The sequence below is a fragment of the Halobacillus sp. Marseille-P3879 genome (assembly GCF_900240285.1).
Lineage (GTDB): Bacteria > Bacillota > Bacilli > Bacillales > Halobacillaceae > Halobacillus_A.
The window spans coordinates 1,212,157-1,235,213 of record NZ_OESS01000002.1; the positions used below are offsets into that span (position 1 = coordinate 1,212,157).

23 protein-coding genes and 1 other annotated feature are annotated in these 23,057 nt (G+C 40.6%); all 23 genes read right to left on the minus strand.

Features of this window, described 5'->3' with window-relative positions; genetic code table 11:
* Positions 1-11: 11 nt before the first annotated feature.
* The 23 genes from C1A12_RS14050 to citZ all read right to left on the minus strand — a co-directional run bounded on the left by C1A12_RS14050 (position 12) and on the right by citZ (position 22,874).
* Positions 12-575 carry a TVP38/TMEM64 family protein gene (locus C1A12_RS14050; RefSeq protein WP_101844572.1) on the minus strand — a complete coding sequence of 188 codons (564 nt, stop codon included), beginning with the start codon at positions 573-575 and terminating at the stop codon, positions 12-14.
* 44 nt (positions 576-619) lie between these two features.
* A complete protein-coding gene (locus C1A12_RS14055; RefSeq protein ID WP_101844573.1) occupies positions 620-892 on the minus strand; it encodes a DUF1294 domain-containing protein in 273 nt (90 codons plus the stop codon).
* Between the two features lie 151 nt (positions 893-1,043).
* The gene (gene rplT, locus C1A12_RS14060; protein WP_101844575.1) at positions 1,044-1,400 is read right to left on the minus strand and encodes a 50S ribosomal protein L20; all 357 of its coding nucleotides are present in this window, start codon (positions 1,398-1,400) and stop codon (positions 1,044-1,046) included.
* Positions 1,401-1,434: 34 nt separating this feature from the next.
* Positions 1,435-1,632, minus strand: a complete 198-nt coding sequence (gene rpmI, locus C1A12_RS14065) for a 50S ribosomal protein L35 (protein ID WP_101844577.1) — start codon at positions 1,630-1,632, stop codon at positions 1,435-1,437.
* A gap of 28 nt (positions 1,633-1,660) precedes the next feature.
* Entirely contained in the window at positions 1,661-2,164 is a 504-nt protein-coding gene (gene infC, locus C1A12_RS14070) for a translation initiation factor IF-3 (protein WP_145997051.1), read from the minus strand.
* Positions 2,165-2,244: 80 nt separating this feature from the next.
* Positions 2,245-2,370 (minus strand) — a sequence feature (ribosomal protein L20 leader region).
* Positions 2,371-2,528: 158 nt separating this feature from the next.
* Positions 2,529-4,475: a threonine--tRNA ligase gene (gene thrS / locus C1A12_RS14075; RefSeq protein ID WP_101844579.1), complete on the minus strand. Its 1,947-nt coding sequence runs from the start codon at positions 4,473-4,475 to the stop codon at positions 2,529-2,531.
* 347 nt (positions 4,476-4,822) lie between these two features.
* Positions 4,823-5,638 carry a putative sporulation protein YtxC gene (locus C1A12_RS14080; protein ID WP_235001621.1) on the minus strand — a complete coding sequence of 272 codons (816 nt, stop codon included), beginning with the start codon at positions 5,636-5,638 and terminating at the stop codon, positions 4,823-4,825.
* A 128-nt stretch (positions 5,639-5,766) separates the two neighbouring features.
* Complete coding sequence (dnaI, locus tag C1A12_RS14085) at positions 5,767-6,699, minus strand: primosomal protein DnaI (protein ID WP_101844583.1); 933 nt, start codon at positions 6,697-6,699, stop codon at positions 5,767-5,769.
* 17 nt (positions 6,700-6,716) lie between these two features.
* A complete protein-coding gene (locus C1A12_RS14090; protein WP_101844585.1) occupies positions 6,717-8,075 on the minus strand; it encodes a replication initiation and membrane attachment family protein in 1,359 nt (452 codons plus the stop codon).
* A gap of 58 nt (positions 8,076-8,133) precedes the next feature.
* Positions 8,134-8,598, minus strand: coding sequence for a transcriptional regulator NrdR (nrdR, locus tag C1A12_RS14095; protein ID WP_101844587.1), 465 nt, complete (start codon positions 8,596-8,598; stop codon positions 8,134-8,136).
* 35 nt (positions 8,599-8,633) lie between these two features.
* Positions 8,634-9,011, minus strand: a complete 378-nt coding sequence (locus tag C1A12_RS14100) for a cytosolic protein (protein WP_101844589.1) — start codon at positions 9,009-9,011, stop codon at positions 8,634-8,636.
* Between the two features lie 122 nt (positions 9,012-9,133).
* Positions 9,134-9,511 carry an adenosylmethionine decarboxylase gene (gene speD, locus C1A12_RS14105; protein WP_101844590.1) on the minus strand — a complete coding sequence of 126 codons (378 nt, stop codon included), beginning with the start codon at positions 9,509-9,511 and terminating at the stop codon, positions 9,134-9,136.
* A gap of 225 nt (positions 9,512-9,736) precedes the next feature.
* On the minus strand, positions 9,737-10,771 hold the full coding sequence (locus tag C1A12_RS14110) for a glyceraldehyde-3-phosphate dehydrogenase (RefSeq protein ID WP_101844592.1): 1,035 nt from the start codon (positions 10,769-10,771) through the stop codon (positions 9,737-9,739).
* 242 nt (positions 10,772-11,013) lie between these two features.
* Positions 11,014-11,625, minus strand: a complete 612-nt coding sequence (coaE, locus tag C1A12_RS14115) for a dephospho-CoA kinase (protein ID WP_101844594.1) — start codon at positions 11,623-11,625, stop codon at positions 11,014-11,016.
* 11 nt (positions 11,626-11,636) lie between these two features.
* Positions 11,637-12,230, minus strand: coding sequence for a manganese efflux pump (locus tag C1A12_RS14120; protein WP_235001622.1), 594 nt, complete (start codon positions 12,228-12,230; stop codon positions 11,637-11,639).
* Between the two features lie 60 nt (positions 12,231-12,290).
* On the minus strand, positions 12,291-13,124 hold the full coding sequence (mutM, locus tag C1A12_RS14125) for a DNA-formamidopyrimidine glycosylase (RefSeq protein ID WP_101844596.1): 834 nt from the start codon (positions 13,122-13,124) through the stop codon (positions 12,291-12,293).
* Positions 13,125-13,147: 23 nt separating this feature from the next.
* A complete protein-coding gene (polA, locus tag C1A12_RS14130) occupies positions 13,148-15,796 on the minus strand; it encodes a DNA polymerase I (protein ID WP_101844598.1) in 2,649 nt (882 codons plus the stop codon).
* A 273-nt stretch (positions 15,797-16,069) separates the two neighbouring features.
* Positions 16,070-17,824, minus strand: a complete 1,755-nt coding sequence (pnpS, locus tag C1A12_RS14140) for a two-component system histidine kinase PnpS (RefSeq protein ID WP_101844602.1) — start codon at positions 17,822-17,824, stop codon at positions 16,070-16,072.
* A complete protein-coding gene (locus tag C1A12_RS14145; RefSeq protein ID WP_101844604.1) occupies positions 17,825-18,520 on the minus strand; it encodes a response regulator transcription factor in 696 nt (231 codons plus the stop codon).
* A gap of 330 nt (positions 18,521-18,850) precedes the next feature.
* The gene (locus C1A12_RS14150; RefSeq protein ID WP_101844606.1) at positions 18,851-19,327 is read right to left on the minus strand and encodes an enoyl-CoA hydratase; all 477 of its coding nucleotides are present in this window, start codon (positions 19,325-19,327) and stop codon (positions 18,851-18,853) included.
* A gap of 105 nt (positions 19,328-19,432) precedes the next feature.
* Positions 19,433-20,371, minus strand: a complete 939-nt coding sequence (gene mdh, locus C1A12_RS14155) for a malate dehydrogenase (protein WP_101844608.1) — start codon at positions 20,369-20,371, stop codon at positions 19,433-19,435.
* Between the two features lie 14 nt (positions 20,372-20,385).
* Positions 20,386-21,660, minus strand: a complete 1,275-nt coding sequence (icd, locus tag C1A12_RS14160; RefSeq protein ID WP_101844610.1) for an NADP-dependent isocitrate dehydrogenase — start codon at positions 21,658-21,660, stop codon at positions 20,386-20,388.
* Between the two features lie 98 nt (positions 21,661-21,758).
* Complete coding sequence (gene citZ, locus C1A12_RS14165; RefSeq protein WP_101844617.1) at positions 21,759-22,874, minus strand: citrate synthase; 1,116 nt, start codon at positions 22,872-22,874, stop codon at positions 21,759-21,761.
* Between the last annotated feature and the right edge of the window lie 183 nt (positions 22,875-23,057).

The window sequence follows — 23,057 nt, forward strand, 5'->3', positions numbered from 1 at the left end:
TTACCAGCGGTCTAACTCGCGTGGAAAAATTCTTTCCATACAAACACTTCAGACTTGCTTCTTATCATAAAACATAATAATAGCAGGAGACTTACAAAAGCAGCAAATACAGGCAGGGAAAATAAACTGATCCACTGGCCCATAGAGGTGTAAACGACTGCCAAAGGAATGTTGGCAAAAAAAGATGATTTTGCATAGTCTTTAAAGTCTGCGCTGATCTCGATCAAACAATAAGAAAGCAGGTGAAAATGAATAAAGGGAATAAGACGTAATACCGCTACCTGCCTGACGGTAAGCTTTGTTCTTCTTGAGTGCCCAAACATGCTTTGCAGCTTCCTAAACCCTGATGGTACCAGCCTGATCATACGGTAAAACAATAAACTTGAAAGCAGCGTACCAATGACTGAATATGCAGTTCCTGCCACTGGACCAAAAAGCACGCCTCCAGTAATACATACAAGCATCACCGGTAAAAATAAAAAGGGCCGCAGTAAGTGGATGATAATGAAGAGAAGGGGTGCCAAAATACCTTGATGCTCAATCCAGCTAAGCAGTGCAGATGATGCTTCACTCATGAAGTTTGCACCTCCTACCTACAGCCTATGACAGACACTGGCAATTAGAACAACACATACCATATAAGGACTCCCGCCTGAACGATCATAATGGCTGGCATGCCTGTCTTAAAGATTGAATGCTTAGTTTTATGCCTAAAAACCTCCATGCCCGCAAACCCTCCTGCAGCGCCCCCCGCCCAGGCCAGCAGCCAGATAGTTTTTTCACTCACTCTTCGAAGGCGCTTTACAGCCTGCCGCTTATCGACGCCCATAATAATAAATAAAGTTATATTTATGACTAGTAAGTACACTCCAATTAGTAAAAAACCGTTCATTTCCTTAACCCCATTCCATATAAAAAAGTCATTTCCTGACGAGCGGAAATGACTTTTGCTATCCGCCTAAATAACCCCTCTCATCTCAAAAGCCTTCTTTCAAATTGTTTGAAAGATCGCTTTTCAATGAGGTGTTACTAAAGGCGTATTCTTATTTAAGAGCTGATTTAGCTTGTTCTGCAAGACTAGCGAAACCTTTTTCATCATTGACTGCAAGGTCTGCAAGCATTTTGCGGTTGACTTCAATCCCAGCAAGCTTAAGTCCGTGCATAAGACGGCTATAAGAAATGTCGTTTACGCGCGCTGCAGCATTGATACGTGCAATCCAGAGCTTACGGAAGTCACGTTTTCTCTGACGACGGTCACGGTATGCGTACTGACCTGATTTCATTACTTGTTGTTTAGCTGTTTTAAATAGAGCGTGCTTTGAACCATAATATCCTTTTGCTAGTTTAAGGACACGATTACGACGTTTACGTGTCACTGTTCCACCTTTAACTCGTGGCATGGGAATTCCCTCCTATATAATTCTAGATTGTAATTTATTTTTTCGGAAGCATGTGCTTAATACGACGGAAATCTCCGGCAGATACGAAAGTAGCTTTACGCAGTTTACGCTTTTGCTTCGTAGATTTATTTGCAAACAAGTGGCTTGTGAACGCGTGTGAACGTTTCACCTTTCCGTTACCTGTTTTCTTAAAACGTTTTTGAGAACCTTTGTGGGTTTTCATTTTAGGCATTACAATTTCCTCCTTCAGCAGATTTTGCTTACTTCTCGTTAATCGGAGCAAGCATCATAAACATATTACGACCTTCCATTTTAGGTTTGGTCTCCATTGTAGCAACGTCTTTACATTCTTCAGCCAGGCGGTCAAGAACTTTTTGGCCCAGTTCTTTGTGCGTAATGGCACGGCCACGGAAACGGACAGAAGCTTTTACTTTATCGCCTTTAGATAGGAACTTACGAGCATTACGCAGCTTCGTATTGAAGTCATGCTCCTCGATTCCCGGGCTGAGACGAACTTCTTTAATCTTAATCGTTGTTTGATTTTTACGAGCTTCTTTTTCTTTCTTTTGCTGCTCGTAACGATATTTTCCGTAATCCATAATGCGGCAGACCGGAGGCTTCGCATTAGGAGCAACCATAACGAGGTCAAGATTTGCATTGGCTGCAATATCCAGTGCTTCATTTTTTGATTTAACACCTAGCTGTTCGCCGTTTACATCAATGAGGCGTACTTCACGTGCACGAATTTTCTCATTAACATTCATGTTATCTTTGCTAATAACTAGCCACCTCCAACATATTTTAGAAACCTTATATAAGATCCGTCATCGACAAGTTGTTTGATCCCATAAAAAAAGTGCAGGTACACATACTGCACCCACACGTCTCCTATCAAAGTCAAAGGATTAGTAACCTGCCAACTGCTCTAAAGCGTCGATCAGGTGAGAAGCGGGTGCTTCTTCTTGTCTCAGATCCGTTCATTCAGTTACCTAAATTATAATAGCATGCCCTCTGGCTCGTGTCAATCCTTACTACAATGTATGACTCGCTACCCTTATAGATAGTAAAACATCTTTATGAAAAAATCAATACAATATAAAGAAAAGGCCGTTATTCCGGCCTTTTCTTTTACTTATTTAACAGCTTTTGATCAATTTCATTCAGAATTTCTTTTATAAACGTATCAATAGATTTTGATTCAGAGTTCTGCTGACTATAGCGTCTGACGTTAACGCTATTCTCGTCCATTTCGCGGTCTCCTACAACCAGAGCAAAAGGAATCTTCTGCGTTTGCGTTTCTCGTATTTTATACCCGATTTTCTCATCGCGCTCATCAACCTCAACTCTTACCCCCGCCTCACGCAGCTGGTCTTCAAGTTTCTTGGCATAATCAAGATGAACATCTGCCGAAACAGGAATGATACGGGCCTGGACAGGAGCCAGCCATGTAGGAAAAGCGCCTTTATACTCTTCAATTAAGAAAGCAACAAATCTTTCCATAGTAGAAACTACTCCACGGTGAATCACTACAGGGCGGTGATCCTTTCCGTCTTCCCCTACGTATGTGAGGTCAAATTTCTCTGGCAAGTGGAAGTCTAGCTGAACAGTAGACAGTGTCTCGTCTTTACCAAGCGCTGTTTTCACTTGAACATCGAGTTTCGGGCCGTAAAAAGCCGCCTCGCCTTCTGCTTCTACATATTCCAGCTGCATATCTTCCATTGTTTCTTTTAACATGGCCTGGGCTTTATCCCACATTTCATCATTATCTACATATTTTTCTTTATCCTCTGGATCGCGATAAGAAAGACGGAAGTAATAATCTTCAATTCCGAAGTCCCGGTACACTTCCTGAACTAATCGTACGACTCGCATAAATTCATCTTTCAACTGGTCGGGACGGGCAAAGATGTGAGCATCATTAAGGGTCATCGCACGAACACGCTGCAGTCCTGCAAGAGCTCCTGACATTTCATGACGGTGCATTGTGCCCAACTCTGCAATTCGTACCGGCAAGTTCCGATAGCTGTAGAACTCATTTTTGTACACCATCATATGATGCGGACAGTTCATTGGACGAAGCACTAGATCCTCATTATCCATTTCCAGGGTAGGGAACATATCATCCTTATAGTGATCCCAATGGCCGCTTGTCTTATAAAGATCGACACTTCCTAGAACTGGTGTATAGACGTGGTCGTAGCCGAGACGCTCTTCAGTATCAACAATATAACGTTCGATATTCCGACGGATTGTAGCTCCTTTTGGCAGCCATAGCGGCAGTCCCTGACCAACCTGTTGGTTTACTGTAAACAACCCGAGTTCTTTTCCAAGCTTACGATGATCACGTTCTTTTGCTTCTTCCAGCATCTTTAAATATTCATCCAGGTGGGCTTGTTTTTCAAAAGCGGTGCCGTAAATTCGCTGTAGCATTTTGTTATTACTATCACCCCGCCAATAGGCTCCTGATATATTCAGCAGTTTAAAGATTTTAATTTTGCTCGTCTGAGGTACATGCACCCCCCGGCATAAGTCAAAAAATTCACCTTGCTTATAGATGGTCAAAGACTCTCCCTCAGGAATATCTTCAATGAGTTCAAGCTTTAATTCATCACCAAGCTCTTTATATTTTTCGATTGCTTCCTGTCTTGAAAGCTCAATTCTTTCGACTTCCAAATTTTCATCAACGATACGCTGCATTTCCTTCTCAATTTTCGGAAGGTCTTCAGGAGTCAACGAGACATCTAAATCGATGTCGTAGTAAAATCCATTCTCAATAACAGGACCTACCCCAAGATTTACTTCTCCATAAAGGCGTTTAATGGCCTGTGCCATCAAGTGGGCTGTCGAATGACGTAGCACCTCCAGACCTTCAGGATTTTTATAGGTGATTATTTCAATGGCTCCGTCTTGCTCAATTGGTCTTCTTAAATCAAAAGATTCCCCGTTTAATTTGATTGCCAGCGCTTGTTTGCGCAATCCCGGAGAAATAGAATGAGCGATTTCTTCCCCTGTTATTCCCTTATCAAATTCTTTTTCATTTCCATCAGGAAATTGTATGTTTATCATTTCTGACATTCTTTTTCACTCCTCGTCTCTTGTAATAAATTAAATAAAAAACGCCCGTCACTCAGTACGCCTTGTTGACATACTAAGGGACGAGCGTATAGTCTCGTGGTTCCACCCAAACATTTCCGCAATTTAAATTGCGGCTTCATTGATCTTTAACGCAGATTAGACGCTGTTTATTACTAGTCACCGTTCACAAACAGGGCTCCGAGGTGGTAAACAGTTAAAGTCGTCAGGAAGGAGCTTTCAGCCGGTGGCTCCTCTCTCTAACCCAGCGTCGCTTCATTGTTCGTGTCCTCATCTAAGCTATCTTACTATTGAATATGTACGTATTATAGCGGGATTCAATAAAGAAATCAAGCTTTGAGGAAAGGAAAATATGAAAGAGGTTTCCACACGGCTTTTTCTTCGAAAATATTCATTAATAATTCCAGCTTTGCTTCTCCCTGTTCATCTGCATAGATCATTAATTCTTCCGGCGAATAAATTAAAGCGGGGAGGATGCCCAAATCTTCCGGTAAATTCTGAATCATCGGATCAGGGTGAGATTCTAAATAATTAAGAAGCTCTCCTCTACCGACAGGGTTCCCCTCTGGAAAGTAATATTTAATCCCCTGATCGTACCTTACATGAAGAAGAGGCACTCCGCTAGCCTTACTCTTCACACGCCGCCTCCACGAATCTACCATCATTTGATGAGCTTCTTCTAGCTTATATTCATCCAGCAGCTTTCCAGTGAAATCGAGCAAATCAGAATAAATGTGCTGGAGGCATGAAGCAGACAATTGATCAAAATCAGAATAGGAACGTTCGAATACCTTTCTCTTAATAAATCGTTCCATTTCCTCTTCTATCGCTGGAAGACATACCCCTTCAGGAGGATCTTTTTTTAATTTAATCGACATACGAATGACCCTCTCAATCTCCTTAGGATCATCATAGTAGAAACGGTGCCGCAGCACGCCTTCCATCCAGGCATTTAATTTCCTCTTGCTGAGGATTTCATTGACAGCCTGGCTTATCTCAGACAGCAAGCTGCCTCCACTTTCATGGAGCTGAACATACCACTTGTTCTTCTCCTCTTGAATGTCGCCTTTTAAATCATGTCTTGCGTAACAGTCCAGGATGATTTGGTAAAAGATAAACGCGTCTTTGCGATTAGAAAAATACACACAAGCCAACATCACTTCCTCCTCACCACAACGTGTAAAGCTTTATCATCACACCATATTCATGGTCTTAAAGCAGTTTGTACTTTATACATATGTGACTCGTCAGAGAAACATGCTAAATGCTCGTGTTAACCTCTTCGATTTCTTCCATCTACTTTAACAAATTCACTAAGCTGACGAATTCGTTCAGTGATCCTCTGTGCCTTAACTTGTTCAACGTCTCCACGATTGGTGGTGGTAAATATTTGTTCCAGCTCCTTCAGGTTGTAATTCGAGGTAAAAAATACAGGGAGTCTTTCCATCATTCTGTATTGTAATATTGATCCTAACACCTCATCCCTGAACCAGGCAGACTGGGATTCTGCTCCTATATCGTCCAGCATGAGTACAGGCGTGGATTTAAAAGCTTCAATCTTACTATTCATAGAATCATCTTTGATCGATGCTTTCATTTCTCTTACGAATTCCGGCATGTAAATCATCATGGAGGAAATATTTTTTTCGCTCAGTTTGTTAGCAATAACCCCAAGGAAGTAGGTTTTTCCGACGCCAAATGGACCGTGAAAATACAACCCTTTGCTTGGAAGCTCATCCGTAATACTTTCTAAATAGTGAACCGTTTTTTCTACCGCTTCAGTGCGTTTTGGATCATGTAAATCAAGCCTCTCTGAACTTGCCTCCAAAATTTCCCGCGGCATATGAAGACTATTAATAAGCGACTCCTGTTTGCGCTTCTGTTCCCTCATTCGTTCTCGGTAACATTTATTGTAAATAAGCTTCAATTCTGACCCTGTAACGCTGGCTTCAGGTGTGTAGCCTTCTAAAATGTTGATACATTCGTCACGAGAAGGGCATTTTTCACAATTCTTGGATTGTGACTGATATTCATAAAACTTAATGAGCTGCCGGTCGACTGCCTCTTCTGTTAATGATGGATGAGAGGCAATAAGGTTCTTCACTTCTTCATCCCGCAATACATCTTGCTTCATTTGGTTAAATCGCTGCTGAAATTGTTTGTGGTCTTTCATCCACCTCTGAAGAGACCTTTGAATAGGCTCCATTTTTTAATTGCCTCCTCCTACATTCCATTTCCTTTCTTAGAAAGCTTGCGGATTCTTTCCTCTAAGTCAGTCGTATCGTAACTTGCAGAAGCCGTCTCCGTTTTTTCCTGTCTCTCCCTTTCTTCATCCTGCTTCTTGAACCATTCCGGAATAACTTCTTTGGTTTTATTCTGGTATTTTCTTTTAGGCTGACTCCCCCACTGTTGATATTGCTGATGCTCAGCCTTAGCCAGGTTCATAGCCTGTCGGACAGTAGTTACATTTTTCCTCGCCCAGTGACTTGCAATCTTCTCCAGATAAGGCTTGGAAAGCTTCATGTCCGTCTTCAGTAAAACGTAATGTACCAATACATTCATAACACCAGGAGTAAGCCCTTGTTCTGTCATCACGTCTCTGATCATTCTCATATCCTGACTGGATGCCTGATTTCCAGTTGATAAATCTTCAAGCAATTCACGAGGAGAAATCTGCTCCAGTAAATTCACAAACTGATCTTCTTTGCTGCCGTTATCCGGTGAGGAAGAACTCAACTTGTCCCGTTGATTTATCACTTTCTCTCCATCGTTTGTCTGATTCTTCATAAAATCATGACAAGCGGATTTAAATTCTTCTAAGTCCAGCTCGTTTTCCTCATTTATTGACCAAGTTAACGCTCGTTCAATTTCTGTTGAACTCAATGTGTATAAAGCAGCAAGCTGCGTAATCACCCGCCTGTTAATACCAGAAAGAATCTTGGAAGCTGGATACATACGCTGTTTCAGGGCTTCCTCCAGCCACTTGAAATCAATAGAAGACTCCTCAATAACAGGGCCTTTCTGAACAATATTTTCTTTCTTCTTTTGAGGATCTGCTGCAGAATTAACCTTCCCTTGTATATGCGGATTGAACATATGCTCAAAAGAAACAGTTACTTCTTCATATCCATCATAAACACCTTCAAAGTCCATAATTAGACGACTTTGAAGCTTATCAAATTTATCCTTGCCAATTTGATGCTGAAGCAATAATGATAAGAATGTGTCGTTTAGAAATTCTTCTGCAGCTAATGGTGGACGAAGCTCATATAAATACACGGTTTCCTCTTGGGTGTTGACGTATGTTTTGAGTAAACCAATGGATTCAAGTTTTTTTCTGGCTTCATAAATCTTATCTAAAGGACAGGACAAATACGTCATAATCGCATGATGGGTTAGTACTCCTTCTTCTCTCTTTGTTTCCCATTCACTAGTCAGAAACTGATAAAGAGATACCGGCAGCAATCCAATTACCGGCTGGTACAAATGGGTCAGGGACCACCGCTCATTTTGAGGGGTAACCCCTCTTTTAATCACTTTAAACCCGTCTATTGGAAGAAGCTTTCCGATTGATGAGTCCATCTTATCCGCCCCCCTTTCTAAAGAGATCCTTACCAAAAGAAAATGAGCCGATCGGGGCTCATCCTTTATCATCATGTTTAATTAAGTCTTTTAATTCATCAATAAATACATTTATGTCTTTAAACTGACGGTAAACAGATGCAAACCGGACGTATGCCACCTCGTCAATATCTGAAAGTCTTTCCATGATCATCTCACCGATATCTTTACTCTGCACCTCAGAAACGCCTCGGTTTCTCAGCTCTTTCTCAATATCCTGAGTTACACCCTCAAGCTCCTCGACAGCTACCGGACGTTTTTCACAAGCACGAATAAGACCGCGCATCAGCTTTTCACGACTGAACTCTTCACGCGTTCCTTCTTTCTTCACTACGATCAGCGGCACTTCTTCCACTCGTTCAAAGGTGGTATAACGAAAATCGCAGTTCTCACATTCTCTTCTCCGCCGAATCGCATGCCCGTCCTCAATAGGTCTTGAATCAAGAACTCTTGTGCTCTTGTAGTGGCAATTAGGACACTTCAAAAAAATCAACTCCACCTATCGTCATTGGTTACACTTTACTTTTTGGGATCATATATAGGAAATTGACGATCTAATTGTTCGTAGCATTCCACTATTAAATTACGACTGAATCCAAAATCAACGGGACCCCCGGAATCTGTTGTAACAGAGAAATCCACAGCCGTTTGAAATGGACGAACCATAATAATGGTAGCGACTACAAAAGCTTTACGCTTCCCATTATATTTTATAGTAATTTCTCCTCTTTCCTTAGAAACCGCTGCTTTCTCAGAAGGAGAAGGAAACATTTCCTCTACTGCGTTAAAAACTTCATCTCGCTTGGCTTTATAATACCTGGTTTGAAGTGAAGAATCACGGTGATTTTCACTTGTTTCTGAATGATTGCTAAAATACTTAGAAATAAATCCTTTCACGTACATAACCCCTTACAAAAATTCGACATCATCTCTTTATTATTTTAACACGTTTTAATAAAAAGAAAAGCAGCCCTGTAGAGAGCGAATAAAAAAATCACACAGAAACTGTGTGATTTTTATCATAATGCTTTAGATTGCTGTACTTCGACAGGTCCCATCCCTCTTGGCACTTCAACCGTTTCATTTCTTCCCGCCTCTAACGCCTCCACAATATACTGAGCTGCAACATTTGGATCTATACGATCGCCGCAAGTATAAACATCAATACTCGCATAGCCATGCTCAGGAAAGCTGTGAATCGTTAAGTGAGACTCGGAAATAATGACTACTCCGCTTACTCCATGTGGAGCAAATTTATGAAAGGCAACTTCCCGAACTTCTGCTCCAGCCCGCAAAGCAGCGTCTACAAATACTTGTTCAATATAACTCATATCATTTAATTTATCTTCATTACAATTCCATAGTTCGCTTATTACATGTCTTCCCATTGTATCCATTAATCAGGATCCCCCTTTTGTACATTAACTTTCATTACCTTCTAAATATACCTACATGTACTACCACGGGGGAAAGTTAGTCCTGAGAGGTCCTAACCCTTTAAGTAGACCATGAAATTGACAGTATTCAGAAGTTCAAAGAAAGTATATACGGTTTATCCCTTTTTTGCAAGAAACATTTTTACTTGTTTCTCCCGATTATAGGATACAATGAGCAAACTGTCATTAAGAAACTTTCACCGGGGTCTCCTGCTTCATCAAATTGCCGACATAAACCGCCAGGTCTACAACTCTGCAGGAATATCCCCATTCATTATCATACCAGGCTAATACTTTTACTTTTCGCTCTCCCATAACTTGAGTGGATAAACCATCCACAATCGCCGAGGCAGGGGAAGTAGTATAATCAATAGAAACCAGCGGCTCTTCATTGTATTCTAATATACCTTTCATCGAGTTCGTGCTTACATAATTAAATGCTGCGTTTACCTCTTCAGCCGTCACATCTCTCTTAACGTCTACGACGAGGTCAACTAAAGACACATTAGGTGTTGGAACGCGCAGTGCCATTCCATTCAATTTGCCATCCAATGACGGAATCACTTCACCTAGAGCCCTGGCAGCTCCTGTAGAGGTCGGGATAATGGACTGAGTGCAGCCTCTCGCTCTGCGAAGATCTTTGTGAGGATTATCCAGATTTTTCTGGTCGTTTGTAAACGAATGAACGGTTGTCATCAATCCATTCTCAATGCCAAAACGATCTTCCAATACTTTTACGACAGGGGCCAGGCAATTTGTCGTACAGGAAGCGTTAGAAATAACATCGTGCTCTTCATGGTTGTAAACCTCTTCATTAACCCCCATTACAATGGTAGCATCGACAGACTTTCCAGGGGCTGTAATGATTACCTTTTTAGCTCCTGACTGAATATGCAAGGAAGCTTCATCTTTCGTTTTAAATTTTCCTGTAGCTTCAATGACAATATCAATATCCAGTTCATTCCAGGGTAGTTTTAAAGGGTCCCGGTCTGAGCATAATTTAATTTCATTTCCATTTATTAACAAACCATTTTTAACAGGTTTAATTTCTCCATCAAATCGTCCGTGCACACTATCATATTTCAACATGTGTGCAATGGTTTCAGCTGGATAACTTGCATTAACGGCTACCAGTTCAATTGAATCATCTATGACCGCTTTTCTGAAGACCATTCTCCCTATTCTCCCCAGACCGTTAATTGCAATTCTAGTTTTCTTCATAAGGCAAGCCTCCAATATGTGATATACTTTTAAATTCTTTTTTCAAAAATAGTATAACACATTGGAAACGTTTTTGTGGTTTAATTTTTGAACATTTTTTAAAAAGGGCTTCACCCCGCTAACGCGTACAATTGGTATAATCTTCCTTCTTCAAATCAATCGGCGATCCGGGCTTAGTCCGGTGTTAAAAACATTCTCTTTAAGCGCTTGATCACAATAGAAAAAAGCCTGATTGAAATGCTTCAATCAGGCTTAATTACAACCTTCCACTCCGTTAATATCTTTTTCAACTGCTCAAAACTGCTCTCCACCGTTTGCGAATTATCGATTACCTTATCTGCTTTCTCTGCTTTCTCTTCAATAGACAACTGAGAACGAATTCGGTTTAAAGCTTCCTCCCGTGTTGATCCATCTCTTTTCATTAATCTTTTCAGCTGTGTCTCTTTATCTACATAAATCACAAGAGTCTTATCTACGAAATGGGTAAGTCGGCTCTCAAAAAGTAAAGGAATATCAAGGACCACTGCTTCTTCTCCCTTATTCAAAAACCCATCCCGCTGCTTCAGCATCTGTTTCCTTACTTCGGGATGAACAATCTCGTTTAACTTTGCCCGCATTTTTTTATCTTTAAAAACAAGGCTGCCTAATTGTTGTCTATTTAAAGTAAGGTCGTCATTTAAGACCTGTTCACCAAAATAATCTACAATTTGTTTATAAGCAGGTTTGTCTTTTTCTACAACTTCTCTTGAGATCACATCTGCATCGACTACAGGAATATGAAATTCTTTAAACATCCTAGATACTGTACTTTTGCCAGTTGCAATGCTGCCCGTCAGTCCAATAACCAGCCCCATTAAAGTTCCTCCTATATCAGTTTGATCAGTCCAATAATAATTAGTAAAATGCCTGGCAAATTAGACAGGTAATTGACTCTGCTGCTTAACTTCGATCCACTCTTTAGACCTCCATAAAGCATAATTCCTGTGGCAAGGACAATTAGTGCGGAAGTAGAAAAAGGCTGTAATCCAATAAATACTCCGCCAAACCCCGCTCCAATCGTATCAAGAGAAAGGGCGATTCCAAGAAGGATCACTTCCTTGCCCTGTATCCCGCCAGATTCGTCTATATCAGCATCTTCAGGGGATTTCAAGACACGTGCAGGCTGCATCCATATTGAATCTTCCTCCTCTCTCTTATCATCACTTGAGTAATTTGACCAGAGAAAGTAAACTCCTAACCCAATAAATAAAAGTGAGGCCAGCCATTCGAATAAGTGAGGGTCAATATAGGGAAGCAATAAATACCCCATTGAGGCTGAGCATAAATAACATAAGCCTGATAGCAAGGCAATTCCGAATATTCCTTTAAGTGATAACACGATTTTTTTTAATCCGATCATACATCCAATTCCGAAGCTGTCTATGCTTACAGCTACAACAAACAGTATTGTAAGTAACACGGTCCCCAACACTTTTCACCTCGACATAATCAATGTGAAATAGTATATGGGCGGATAACCTTAATGTGTTACTGGCTGACAATGAGGACAGACATGCGTCCCTCTGCCGCTAACCTTTAACTTTACTATGGGTGTACCGCAATCCGTGCAATCAGTATCTTCTTTACCATAGACCTTCAATTCCTGCTGAAACATTCCCATTTCACCCTGCCCGTTTAAATAAGAGCGAATGGTGGTCCCGCCTTGCTTCACTGCCTTATTAATAGTCTCTGCACTCGCTTCCTTAAGACGAGAAGCCTCTTCAAAAGTTATTTCTTTCGCTATTCTTTCGGGGTGCAGGCGGGCCCTGTACAATGCTTCATCAACATAAATATTACCTAAGCCTGCAACTACCGATTGATCAAGCAGTACCGATTTAATATGACGGTTTGTCTTTTGCAATTTCTCATAAAAATATTCGAGGGTGAATAAAGGATCAAAAGGATCAGGACCTAGTAAAACTAACGGTTTATGCTTTAATTCCTGCCCCTTCTCAAACAAATGCATTGTACCAAATTTCCGTACATCATCATATCTCAGCTCTGTCCCGTCAGTAAAATGGAAGATTACATGCGTATGTTTTGGTTTTGGAAGACCAGAGTCATACAAACCAAACTTTCCTTCCATTCTTAAGTGGGATACCAGTGAAATATCATCAAATTGGAAGATTAAAAACTTCCCTTTTCTGTCTATATCACGAAGCCGCTGCCCCTGCAGCCATCCCTTAAACTCAACCGGATCCTGAGGTCTTTTGATGATATTATCCCAAAAAACGGACACATCGCTTATTTGCTTATTTAATACAAGCTGTTTTAGAGTTTGTCTTACTGTTTCCACTTCAGGCAGTTCAGGCATTCTTCGTTCTCCTCACTTATTTCTTACTTCGCATCGTACCAGGATGGTCCAAAAGAATAATCTACTTCCAGTGGCACATCCAACGCTACTGTTTTCTCCATAACTTCGGGTACGATTTGTTTTAACTTGTCGAGTTCCTCTTCTGGAGCTTCCAGGATTAATTCATCATGGACCTGTAACAGCATTCTTGCCTGCAGATGCTCCTGTTTTAAACGATTATCTAAATCGATCATTGCTTTTTTAATAACATCAGCAGCGCTGCCCTGGATAGGTGTGTTCATTGCTGTTCTTTCAGCGAAACTGCGTTGGTTAAAGTTCCGACTGTTTATTTCCGGCAGATACCTTCTGCGGTTCATAAAGGTTGTTACATACCCCAGCCTTTTCGCTTCCTGGACGGACTCACTCATATACTCTTTTACTCCTGGGTAGCTGGATAAATATTTTTCAATAAAAGACTTTGCTTCCTTGCGAGTGATCCCAAGGCTCTGTGATAAACCATAATCACTAATTCCGTAAACAATACCGAAATTGACAGCTTTAGCTTGTCTCCGCATTTGGGAAGTTACTTCCTCCGGCGATTTATCAAACACTTCACTGGCCGTTTGAGTATGAATGTCTTTCCCTTCTTTAAAAGCGGTTATAAGCTTCTCATCCTGAGCGATATGAGCTAGAACACGTAGTTCAATCTGCGAATAATCGCTCGCAAACATGACCCAGTTTTCTTTGGAAGGGACAAAGGCCTGTCTTATCTTCCTGCCTTCTTCGAGGCGGATCGGAATGTTTTGTAGGTTAGGTTCTATCGAGCTTAGTCTTCCCGTTTGGGTTAAAGCTTGGTTAAATCTCGTATGAATTTTACTCGTATCCCTGTTGACTACTTTCAGTAAACCTTCAATATAAGTTGATTTTAACTTTCCTAGCTGGCGGAATAACAAGATTTTTTCAATGATTTCATGCTCATCTTGAAGCTGTTCCAATACGTCTGCTGACGTCGAATAACCTGTTTTCGTTTTTTTTATAACCGGGAGATTTAGTTTCTCAAATAGGATCGGACCTAGCTGCTTGGGTGAATTTAAATTAAATTCTTCACCTGCAAGATCATAAATTTCTTTCTTAATATCTGTTAGCCTGTGATCAAGCTCGTCCCCCATATCCTGCAAACGCTTCACATCAACCTGGACCCCGCCATGTTCCATGTCGCCTAATATGAGAGCAAGAGGCATTTCTAAATCCTTGTATAGGTTATACTGTTCGTTTTCCTTAAGCTGAGCTTCCATTGATTCTTTCAGCTTAAATAACACTTTTGCTTTTCGCGTAATATGCTCCTGCATGACAGCTTGATCATCAGGAACTTTCATTTTTGCCCCTTTTCCATACACTTCTTCATCATAACGAACTGCTCTCTCATTCATTCGATGGCTGATCGCAGGTATGTCATGGTTATTTTCGGCCGGGTTGATTAAATAGGAAGCCAGAAGCAAGTCAAAGGCTGCCCCCCTTAGAACCATACCATGTCTTCTTAATGCCACAAGCGTACGTTTGGCATCAAATACCCACTTTTCTTTTGAAGAGTCCTGAACCCAGTTCACAAACTCCTCACAGTTCTTTGCATCCTCGATTGAAATAAAATAATTTCCTTTAGAATTAACAATTGAAATTCCCACAATAGGGGAAGCATGATAATTCTCATGAAGCATTTCCACCACTACTGCTTCTTCACCTGTAATTATATCTGCCGGCAATTCTGAGAGAACTGTTACTTCAATCTCCTCCCAATCCTTAGGAGACTCTTGGCCGGGATCGCCGTCTTCGTTAACGGCAACTCTGCTTATCAAGGACTGGAAACCTAAATCTCTAAAAACAGAAGCTACTTTCTGAGGCTCATAATCATTATATTTCAAATCCTCTAAACCAACTTCTACCGGGGCTTTTTGCTCAATGGTTACAAGTTCCTTACTCATGAAAGCCTCTTTCTTATGGTTTTCCAGCTTTTCTTTCAATTTCTTCCCACTAACATCATCGAGTTGCTCATAAATTGTCTCTAGTTTATCAAATTGTTTTAAAAGTTTGACGGCTGTTTTTTCCCCGACACCAGGAACACCTGGAATATTGTCTGAACTGTCTCCCATTAAGGCTTTAAGGTCAATAACCTGATCTGGTCTTATCTCCATTTTTTCCATCAGAAAGTCGGGATCATATGTATCTACATTGGTAATCCCTTTCTTTGTTAGGCTCACTTTAACTTTTTCTGACACAAGCTGAAGTAAATCTTTATCTCCCGATATCACCTTTACATCATAGTTACTATCTTTAGCCTGGGTAGCAAGCGTTCCAATAATATCGTCAGCTTCAAATTGATCCAGTTGATAATGTTTGATTTCAAATGCATCTAGAAGCTCCTTTAGCACTGGAAATTGTTCTGACAGCTCGGGAGGCGTCTTTTGCCGCCCCCCTTTGTATTCTTCATAGGTTTTATGACGAAACGTAGTTTTTCCAGCATCGAAAGCAACCAACATGTGGTCTGGATTATCTTCTTCCAAGATTTTTAACAGCATGGTTGTAAATCCATAGACTGCATTCGTGTATACCCCTTTATCATTATTCAGTAAAGGCAGTGCAAAAAAAGCACGATACGCAATACTATTTCCATCTATAAGCACTAATTTTTCTGCCATGGTTTCAGCTCCTCTAAGATTACATCTTTGTCTTTATTCTATCACGTTCATGAACAAGAAGAAAAAACGCAAGCTATAGATCCGACTCAGTTAAATAAATTTATCCCAATATAAACCCTTACGGCCGGCATAAAACTGATTTTCACCGCAATAACTAAACTAAAAAAGAGCAGAAGCGAGGGAAGCTTCTGCTCATCAAAGAGAAAACACCTTGGATGAAAGGGTTTCAACTGTATCGTATCAAAGAAAAGTAAACATACTTTCAATACAATATTAATTATTTGTAAATTCTTTAAAAAGTTTGACATGAAATACAGTGCCCCTGCCAACTTCACTGTGCACTTGAATAGAGCCATGGTGAGCTTCAACGATATGTTTAACAATGGCAAGTCCCAGCCCTGTACCACCAGAGTTCCGGCTTCTTGCTTTATCAACGCGGTAAAAGCGTTCGAAGATTCTAGGTACTTCTTCTTCAGGAATACCTACACCATTATCTTTTACACTTACTATGACATGGTCTTCATACTCCTTAAAGTCAAGCTGCACGTTCCCCTTTTCACCCGTATAATTAATGGCATTCGACATTAAATTAATAAAAACCTGCTTCAACCTGCTCGAATCGCCTTCTACTACGGTATGGCCTTCAATGTTAGTCTCAAGGGTAATGTTTTTGTTTTCCGCATGGTGCTGGACGATAGGGACAAGGTCGCTTAGGAAGTTCTGCATATTAATTTGTTCTATGGTTAAATGGAAGTCCTCTCTTTCCACCTTTGAGAGTTCCAGTAAATCCTGAATGAGAGATTGCAGCCTTCCGCTTTCTTTTAAAATAATTTCAAGGAACTGTACCAGCATCTGTTCGTCCTTCATAGCTCCATCCAGCAACGTTTCCGAAAACCCTCTTATAGATGTAATTGGTGTTTTCAACTCGTGAGAAACATTGGCTACAAAATCTTTGCGCATTTGTTCAAGCTTCTTTAGATTCGTAATATCATGAAAAACAAGCACAATACCTTTCCATTTTTTCCTATCACTGAAAATAGGAGCCCCAGTAACCTCTAAATGCTTGCGATCAATGTCCAGTGGCAGAATAAAGGTCTCGCTGACTGTTTCTTCAAACATATAAATGTTTTGCACAGTTTCATGTATCGCTGTAAAAGGAATCGAATCATGATAAAGGAATCCAACATAATCCCGCCTTGATCCTCCAAAGCTATCAATGAATGCACGATTCACCAACTGAATATAGCCTTTTTCATCGATAAGTATTAAACCGCTGCCCATATTATTAATAACAGCTTCTAATTGATTTTCCTGCATTCCTTTAGAAGTTGTCATCTTCTGTAAATTTCTGGCCAGAATATTTATCGAGCGGCTCAACTGTCCCGCTTCTCCAAAGTGTCCTTCATAAGTTCTGGCTTTATAGTTCCCCTTTGCCAGCTCATCAGCTACCCCTGCAGCAGCACGTATAGGACGAATGTAATTGGCAAACACGTTAAAACCTATAAAAAAGATCGCTATTAAACCTATAAGCAGTGTCATGCCGATAATCAACCATATGTTTTTCGTAATATTCGATAAAGAATCTACTGGTGATATAAGTATAAGGGTCCCGGAAGTATCACCGATTGTTTGAGGGAGCGGATAATAGAAAACATCTTCCACCAGTTTTCCCTCTCTCATCTCCTCCTCGTTTTGATTCACTAGATTGATTATCCGGTCCTTAGTTTCTTCATTAACTTCTTCATTAACTTCTACCGTATCAATAAGTTTTTCTCCATCATCCGAGACAAAGACTAAACTTGTATTAATTTCCTCACTAAAGTTGTTTAGTGAATCTCTCGTAACAGCTTCTCCCTGTAAAAAGCCTTCTACGTAAGTCACAAAGTATTCACTCTCTACAGAGATTCTTTCTTCAAGAATAGTTATAAAATAACTCCGTGTCAGCTGAGCGAGTAATATACCAAGGCTTACCATTACAATAATGACTAGAATCGTATAAGTTAATAAAGGCCTGGCTTTCGACCTCATTTATTTAGGTACCTCCATCTTATACCCTAAGCCTCGTATAGTTTTAATATATACAGGTTTTTTTGTATCTGGTTCAATTTTCTCTCTTAAATGACTTACGTGTACATCTACAATCCGCGTATCCCCCGCGAAGTCATAATTCCACACTGCACTCAGCAGCTGATCTCTGGATAACACACGGCCTATGTTTTGAGCCAGATAATACAGCAGCTCGAATTCTTTTGGGGTAAAAACAAGGGGTTCTTCTTTAATTGTTGCTTCGTACTGTTCAGGATAAACCTTTAAGTCAGCAATTTGAATAGCCTGTCCTGTTTCTTCGGCGGGCTCTCTGGTCATCCGCCGAAGAATTGCTTTAATTCTTGCGACTACTTCTCTGGGACTGAATGGTTTAGTCAGATAATCGTCTGCCCCAAGTTCAAGACCTAACACTTTATCAAATTCATCATCTTTAGCCGTCAGCATTAGGATGGGTGTCTGAACTTGTTTCTGGCGAAGTTGTTTACACACTTCCATGCCGTCCATTTCAGGGAGCATCACATCGAGAACAATCATATCGTATATTGTTGAGGAAGCTTTCTCAAGGGCCTCGTTCCCGGTATAGGCAACATCCGTCTTGTAACCTGCTTGATCGATATTATATTTTAGTAAGGTAACAATAGATTCTTCGTCGTCTACAATTAAAATCTTTTCGCTCATTCCGAATACCCCCAGTAAACATTATGTGTCTTCACTTTAATGATACATATTAGTTTACAGTTTGGCACGTTTCTTTACAATTTTTACACAGAAATAACAGGAAAAACATTCCATAAACAATTAAGTGAAGCTGTAACAAAAAACGATTAAACATAAAAATAATCCGAATGATTCTATTGAAATCAATTCGGATTATTTTTGCGCCAAGCAAAGATATTTCCCCCACAGGAGTTTTAAACACTTTGACTACGATAATGACCTGCGTTTATCCTATTTATTTTTTTACCATCATTGCTTTACTTATGATCCAGTCTCTTCCCTGATTCTCTCTTAATAAAAATTCTCCAATGAGCTGGCATTCATTGATTTAGGCTCATAAGGGGGACGCACAGTAACAAGACCATTCACAATCTCATCCCCTTCATCGTCATATCCAACGATATTTACTTCAATAAAGTGATCTCTTTTATTAATTAAGCTTATCTCAGCTGTTATTTTTATTTCACTGTAATGAAAAAGAGGTTTTGGATAATTGAGATGCTGCTTAATAATATGACTGCCTGGACCTGGCAAATGCATGGATATGATGGACGAAATCTTGCCGAAAATCATTACCGTGGGTACGACTGGTCTTTTATAAGGAGTTTCTGATGCGTAATCATGTTGAATGTAAAGTGGATTGGCGTCATCAGTAAGTCCAAGATACATAAGCAGATCACGGTCTTCAATTGCAGATGAAGCGGTGTAACTTTCTCCATTCTTTAATTCATCGATTTTTCTTCCCAGCTTTCTTTTTTTCCCTATCATACGTTCACCCCTTTTTAGAAAGCGTTTCCAAAAAATGAAATTTGAAACTTCTTCGTTCAAATGATGTAAAAAAGGATTCGAGGATATCCTCGAATCCTTCTATCTTTAGTTTAATACATTTAAAACACTTTTAACAGATTCAGCTGATTGGTCAAGCTGATTTTTCTCTTCTTCCGTTAAGTCCAGTTCGATGATTTCCTCAATACCATTACCGCCCAGGATGGTCGGCACGCCTAAGTAAATACCTTCATACCCGTATTCACCTTCAAGATAAGCGATAGCCGGAAGAATACGGCGCTGGTCTTTAAGGATGGCTTCTGCCATTTGTGTCAGGGACGCAGCAGGTGCATAATAGGCACTTCCATTTCCAAGCAGTCCTACAATTTCTCCTCCGCCTGTCCGGGTGCGCTGAACGATTTCATCCAGGCGTTCTTTAGAAATGAGCTTCTCAAGCGGGATACCGCCTGCAAAGGAATAACGAACCAACGGGACCATATCATCACCGTGACCACCCAGAACGAAGCCAGTTACGTCTTTAACGGAAACATTAAGCTCTTCAGCAACAAACGTACGGAAACGCGCCGTATCAAGGACGCCGGACTGACCGATGACACGATTTTTAGGAAGCCCGGCTTCCTGGAACACAGAATAAGTCATGGCATCAACAGGATTCGTCAGAACCACAATGTAGCAATCAGGAGAGTATTTAACGATCTCTTTAGTAACACTCTTCATAATTTTTGAATTTGTATTTACTAAATCATCACGGCTCATTCCAGGTTTTCTAGCGATCCCAGCTGTAATGATTACAAGATCTGAGCCTTCTGTATCTTCGTACTTAGCTGTGCCTGACAACTTAGCATCAAAACCTTGTACCGGGCTGGCTTCAAGCATATCCAACGCCTTGCCTTTAGTGGGATCCTCCATATCAGGAATATCGACAAGTACTACATCTCCAAGTTCCTTTTGGGCCAACATCAAAGCAGTTGTAGCGCCGGTGAAGCCACTACCAATAACTGAAATTTTATTTCTTCTGATTGCCATAATGATCCCCTTTCTTAGTCCATGTTTTTGATTAGAGCGTCACCAAATTCTGAACATTTCACTTCTGTAGCACCATCCATCATGCGTGCAAAGTCATACGTTACTACTTTGCTGCCAATCGTTTTATCCATTGATTGAGAAATAAGCTGAGCTGCTTCTCTCCAGCCAAGGTGTTCAAGCATTAGGACTCCGGACAAGATTACAGAAGACGGGTTAACCTTATCTAAGCCTGCATATTTAGGTGCAGTACCGTGAGTAGCTTCGAAAATTGCATGTCCTGTTTCAAAGTTAATGTTCGCACCTGGAGCAATTCCAATTCCACCTACCTGTGCGGCTAGTGCGTCGGAGATATAATCTCCATTCAGGTTCATAGTCGCAACGACATCAAACTCTTTCGGACGAGTGAGGATTTGCTGTAGAAAAATATCAGCAATCGCATCCTTCACAATGATCTTGCCTTCCGCTTCTGCTTTATCCTGCGCAGCATTAGCAGCATCTTTTCCTTCTTTTTCTACGATGCGGTCATACTCAGCCCATGTGAATACTTTGTCAGCATATTCTTGTTCTGCCACTTCATATCCCCAGTTCTTAAAGGATCCTTCAGTGAATTTCATAATGTTTCCTTTGTGCACGAGCGTCACGTTTCTGCGGCCTTCATTTAACGCATAATCAATTGCCGCACGTACTAGACGTTTTGTACCCTCTTCAGAAACTGGCTTGATACCGATTCCAGAAGTTTCAGGGAAACGAATGTTATGTACACCCATCTCATTTTGAAGAAAATCAATTACTTTTTTCACTTCAGGTGTACCTTGCTGCCATTCAATACCCGCATAAATATCTTCAGTATTCTCACGGAAGATAGCCATGTCAGTATCTTCAGGACGTTTAACAGGTGAAGGAACACCTTCAAAGTAACGGACGGGACGCAGGCAGGTGAACAAGTCAAGTTCCTGGCGAAGAGCAACGTTTAGTGAACGGATACCTCCCCCAATTGGAGTTGTCAAAGGACCTTTAATCGCTATTTTATAGTCTCTAATTGTGTCCAGTGTCTCGCCTGGAAGCCATTCGCCTGTTTGGTCATATGCTTTCTGACCTGCGAGTACTTCCTTCCACTCGATGGATTTCTCGCCACTATAAGCTTTATCTACTGCCGCTTCGATAACACGGCTGGCTGCAGCCCAAATGTCCGGTCCAATACCGTCTCCCTCAATGTATGGAACGATCGGGCGGTCAGGTACATTTAAATTACCATTTTGTTCTACTGAGATTTTTTGAGATTGTGTCAAAGTAAACCCTCCTAAGAATAGTTGCAAGATTAAACTGGGATATTATCTCCCTCTTCATCATACGTTAAATTAATCACAATAAAAAGCGTAGTATTAAATCAGCGCTCTTCTATTGGCTTGTACGTCTGCCCTTTTGGCCCTACGTACTCTGCCCGCGGACGAATGAGACGATTATCCGCATACTGCTCTAAAATATGTGCTAACCAGCCGGAAACCCTGCTGACCGCAAAGATTGGTGTGAATAAATCGTGATCAATCCCCAAGCTGTGATAAACCGATGCAGAATAAAAGTCCACATTAGCCGGAAGACCTTTGTTTTCTTTAATATAATCCTCAATCTTAATAGACATTTCATAGTATTTAGAATGTCCGGTAAGCTCTGTTAATTCACGGGACATCCTTTTAAGGTGTTTCGCACGAGGGTCTCCGTTCCGATACACGCGGTGTCCCATGCCCATAATTTTTTCCTTGTTTTCCAGTTTCTTTTTAATCGCTGGAATCGCATTTTCTACAGAGTCAATCTCAGTCAGCATCTGCATCACTCGTTCATTCGCTCCCCCGTGTAATGGACCTTTTAAAGCTCCAATCGCAGCAGTTACTCCAGAATAAACATCAGATAGAGTAGCCACACATACGCGGGCCGTAAATGTTGAAGCATTTAACTCGTGATCTGCGTGCAGAACAAGAGCCTTATTCATTGCTTCCACTTCTACATCCTCAGGCTCTTTATTATTTAACATATATAAAAAGTTTGCAGCAAAGCTCAAATCTTTTTTAGGAGATACAGGCTCTTGACCTTTACGTATACGGGAAAAAGCAGTAACAATAGTCGATATTTTTGCCTGAAGACGTACAGCCTTTCTCTTGTTTGCGGCTTCGTCCGTTTCATCGGCCTCAGAATCAAATAATCCAAGCATAGAAATAGCTGTACGCAGAGCAGCCATTGGATGCACTGTAGATAAATCGTATGACTTAAGGTGTGCAATTACTTCATCTGGAATGTCCATATTTGAGACGAGCTCCTGATTAAACTCTTGAAGTTCATTTTGCGTAGGGAGCTTCTGATTCCATAATAAGTAAACCACTTCTTCAAAACTGGAGTGGTTGGCTAAATCATCAATGTCATAACCTACATAGGTTAACTTGTCATCAATGATCGAACTAATTGTCGATTCTGTAGCTGTAATACCTTCTAATCCTTTAGTTGATGCCATAAGATCTCTCCTTTTGAAATAATGCTACATTCCCTCCTGAAGTCCGAGAAAACGCTTTACTAATTCTCTTTAAATTATAATAGGATTTCTTCCCCACCGACAATTATAAAGTATTCTGACTTGATTGTGAATTGAAACCGGTTAATTTCCAACATTTAATAGCAAATTTTCCTATATTTTATC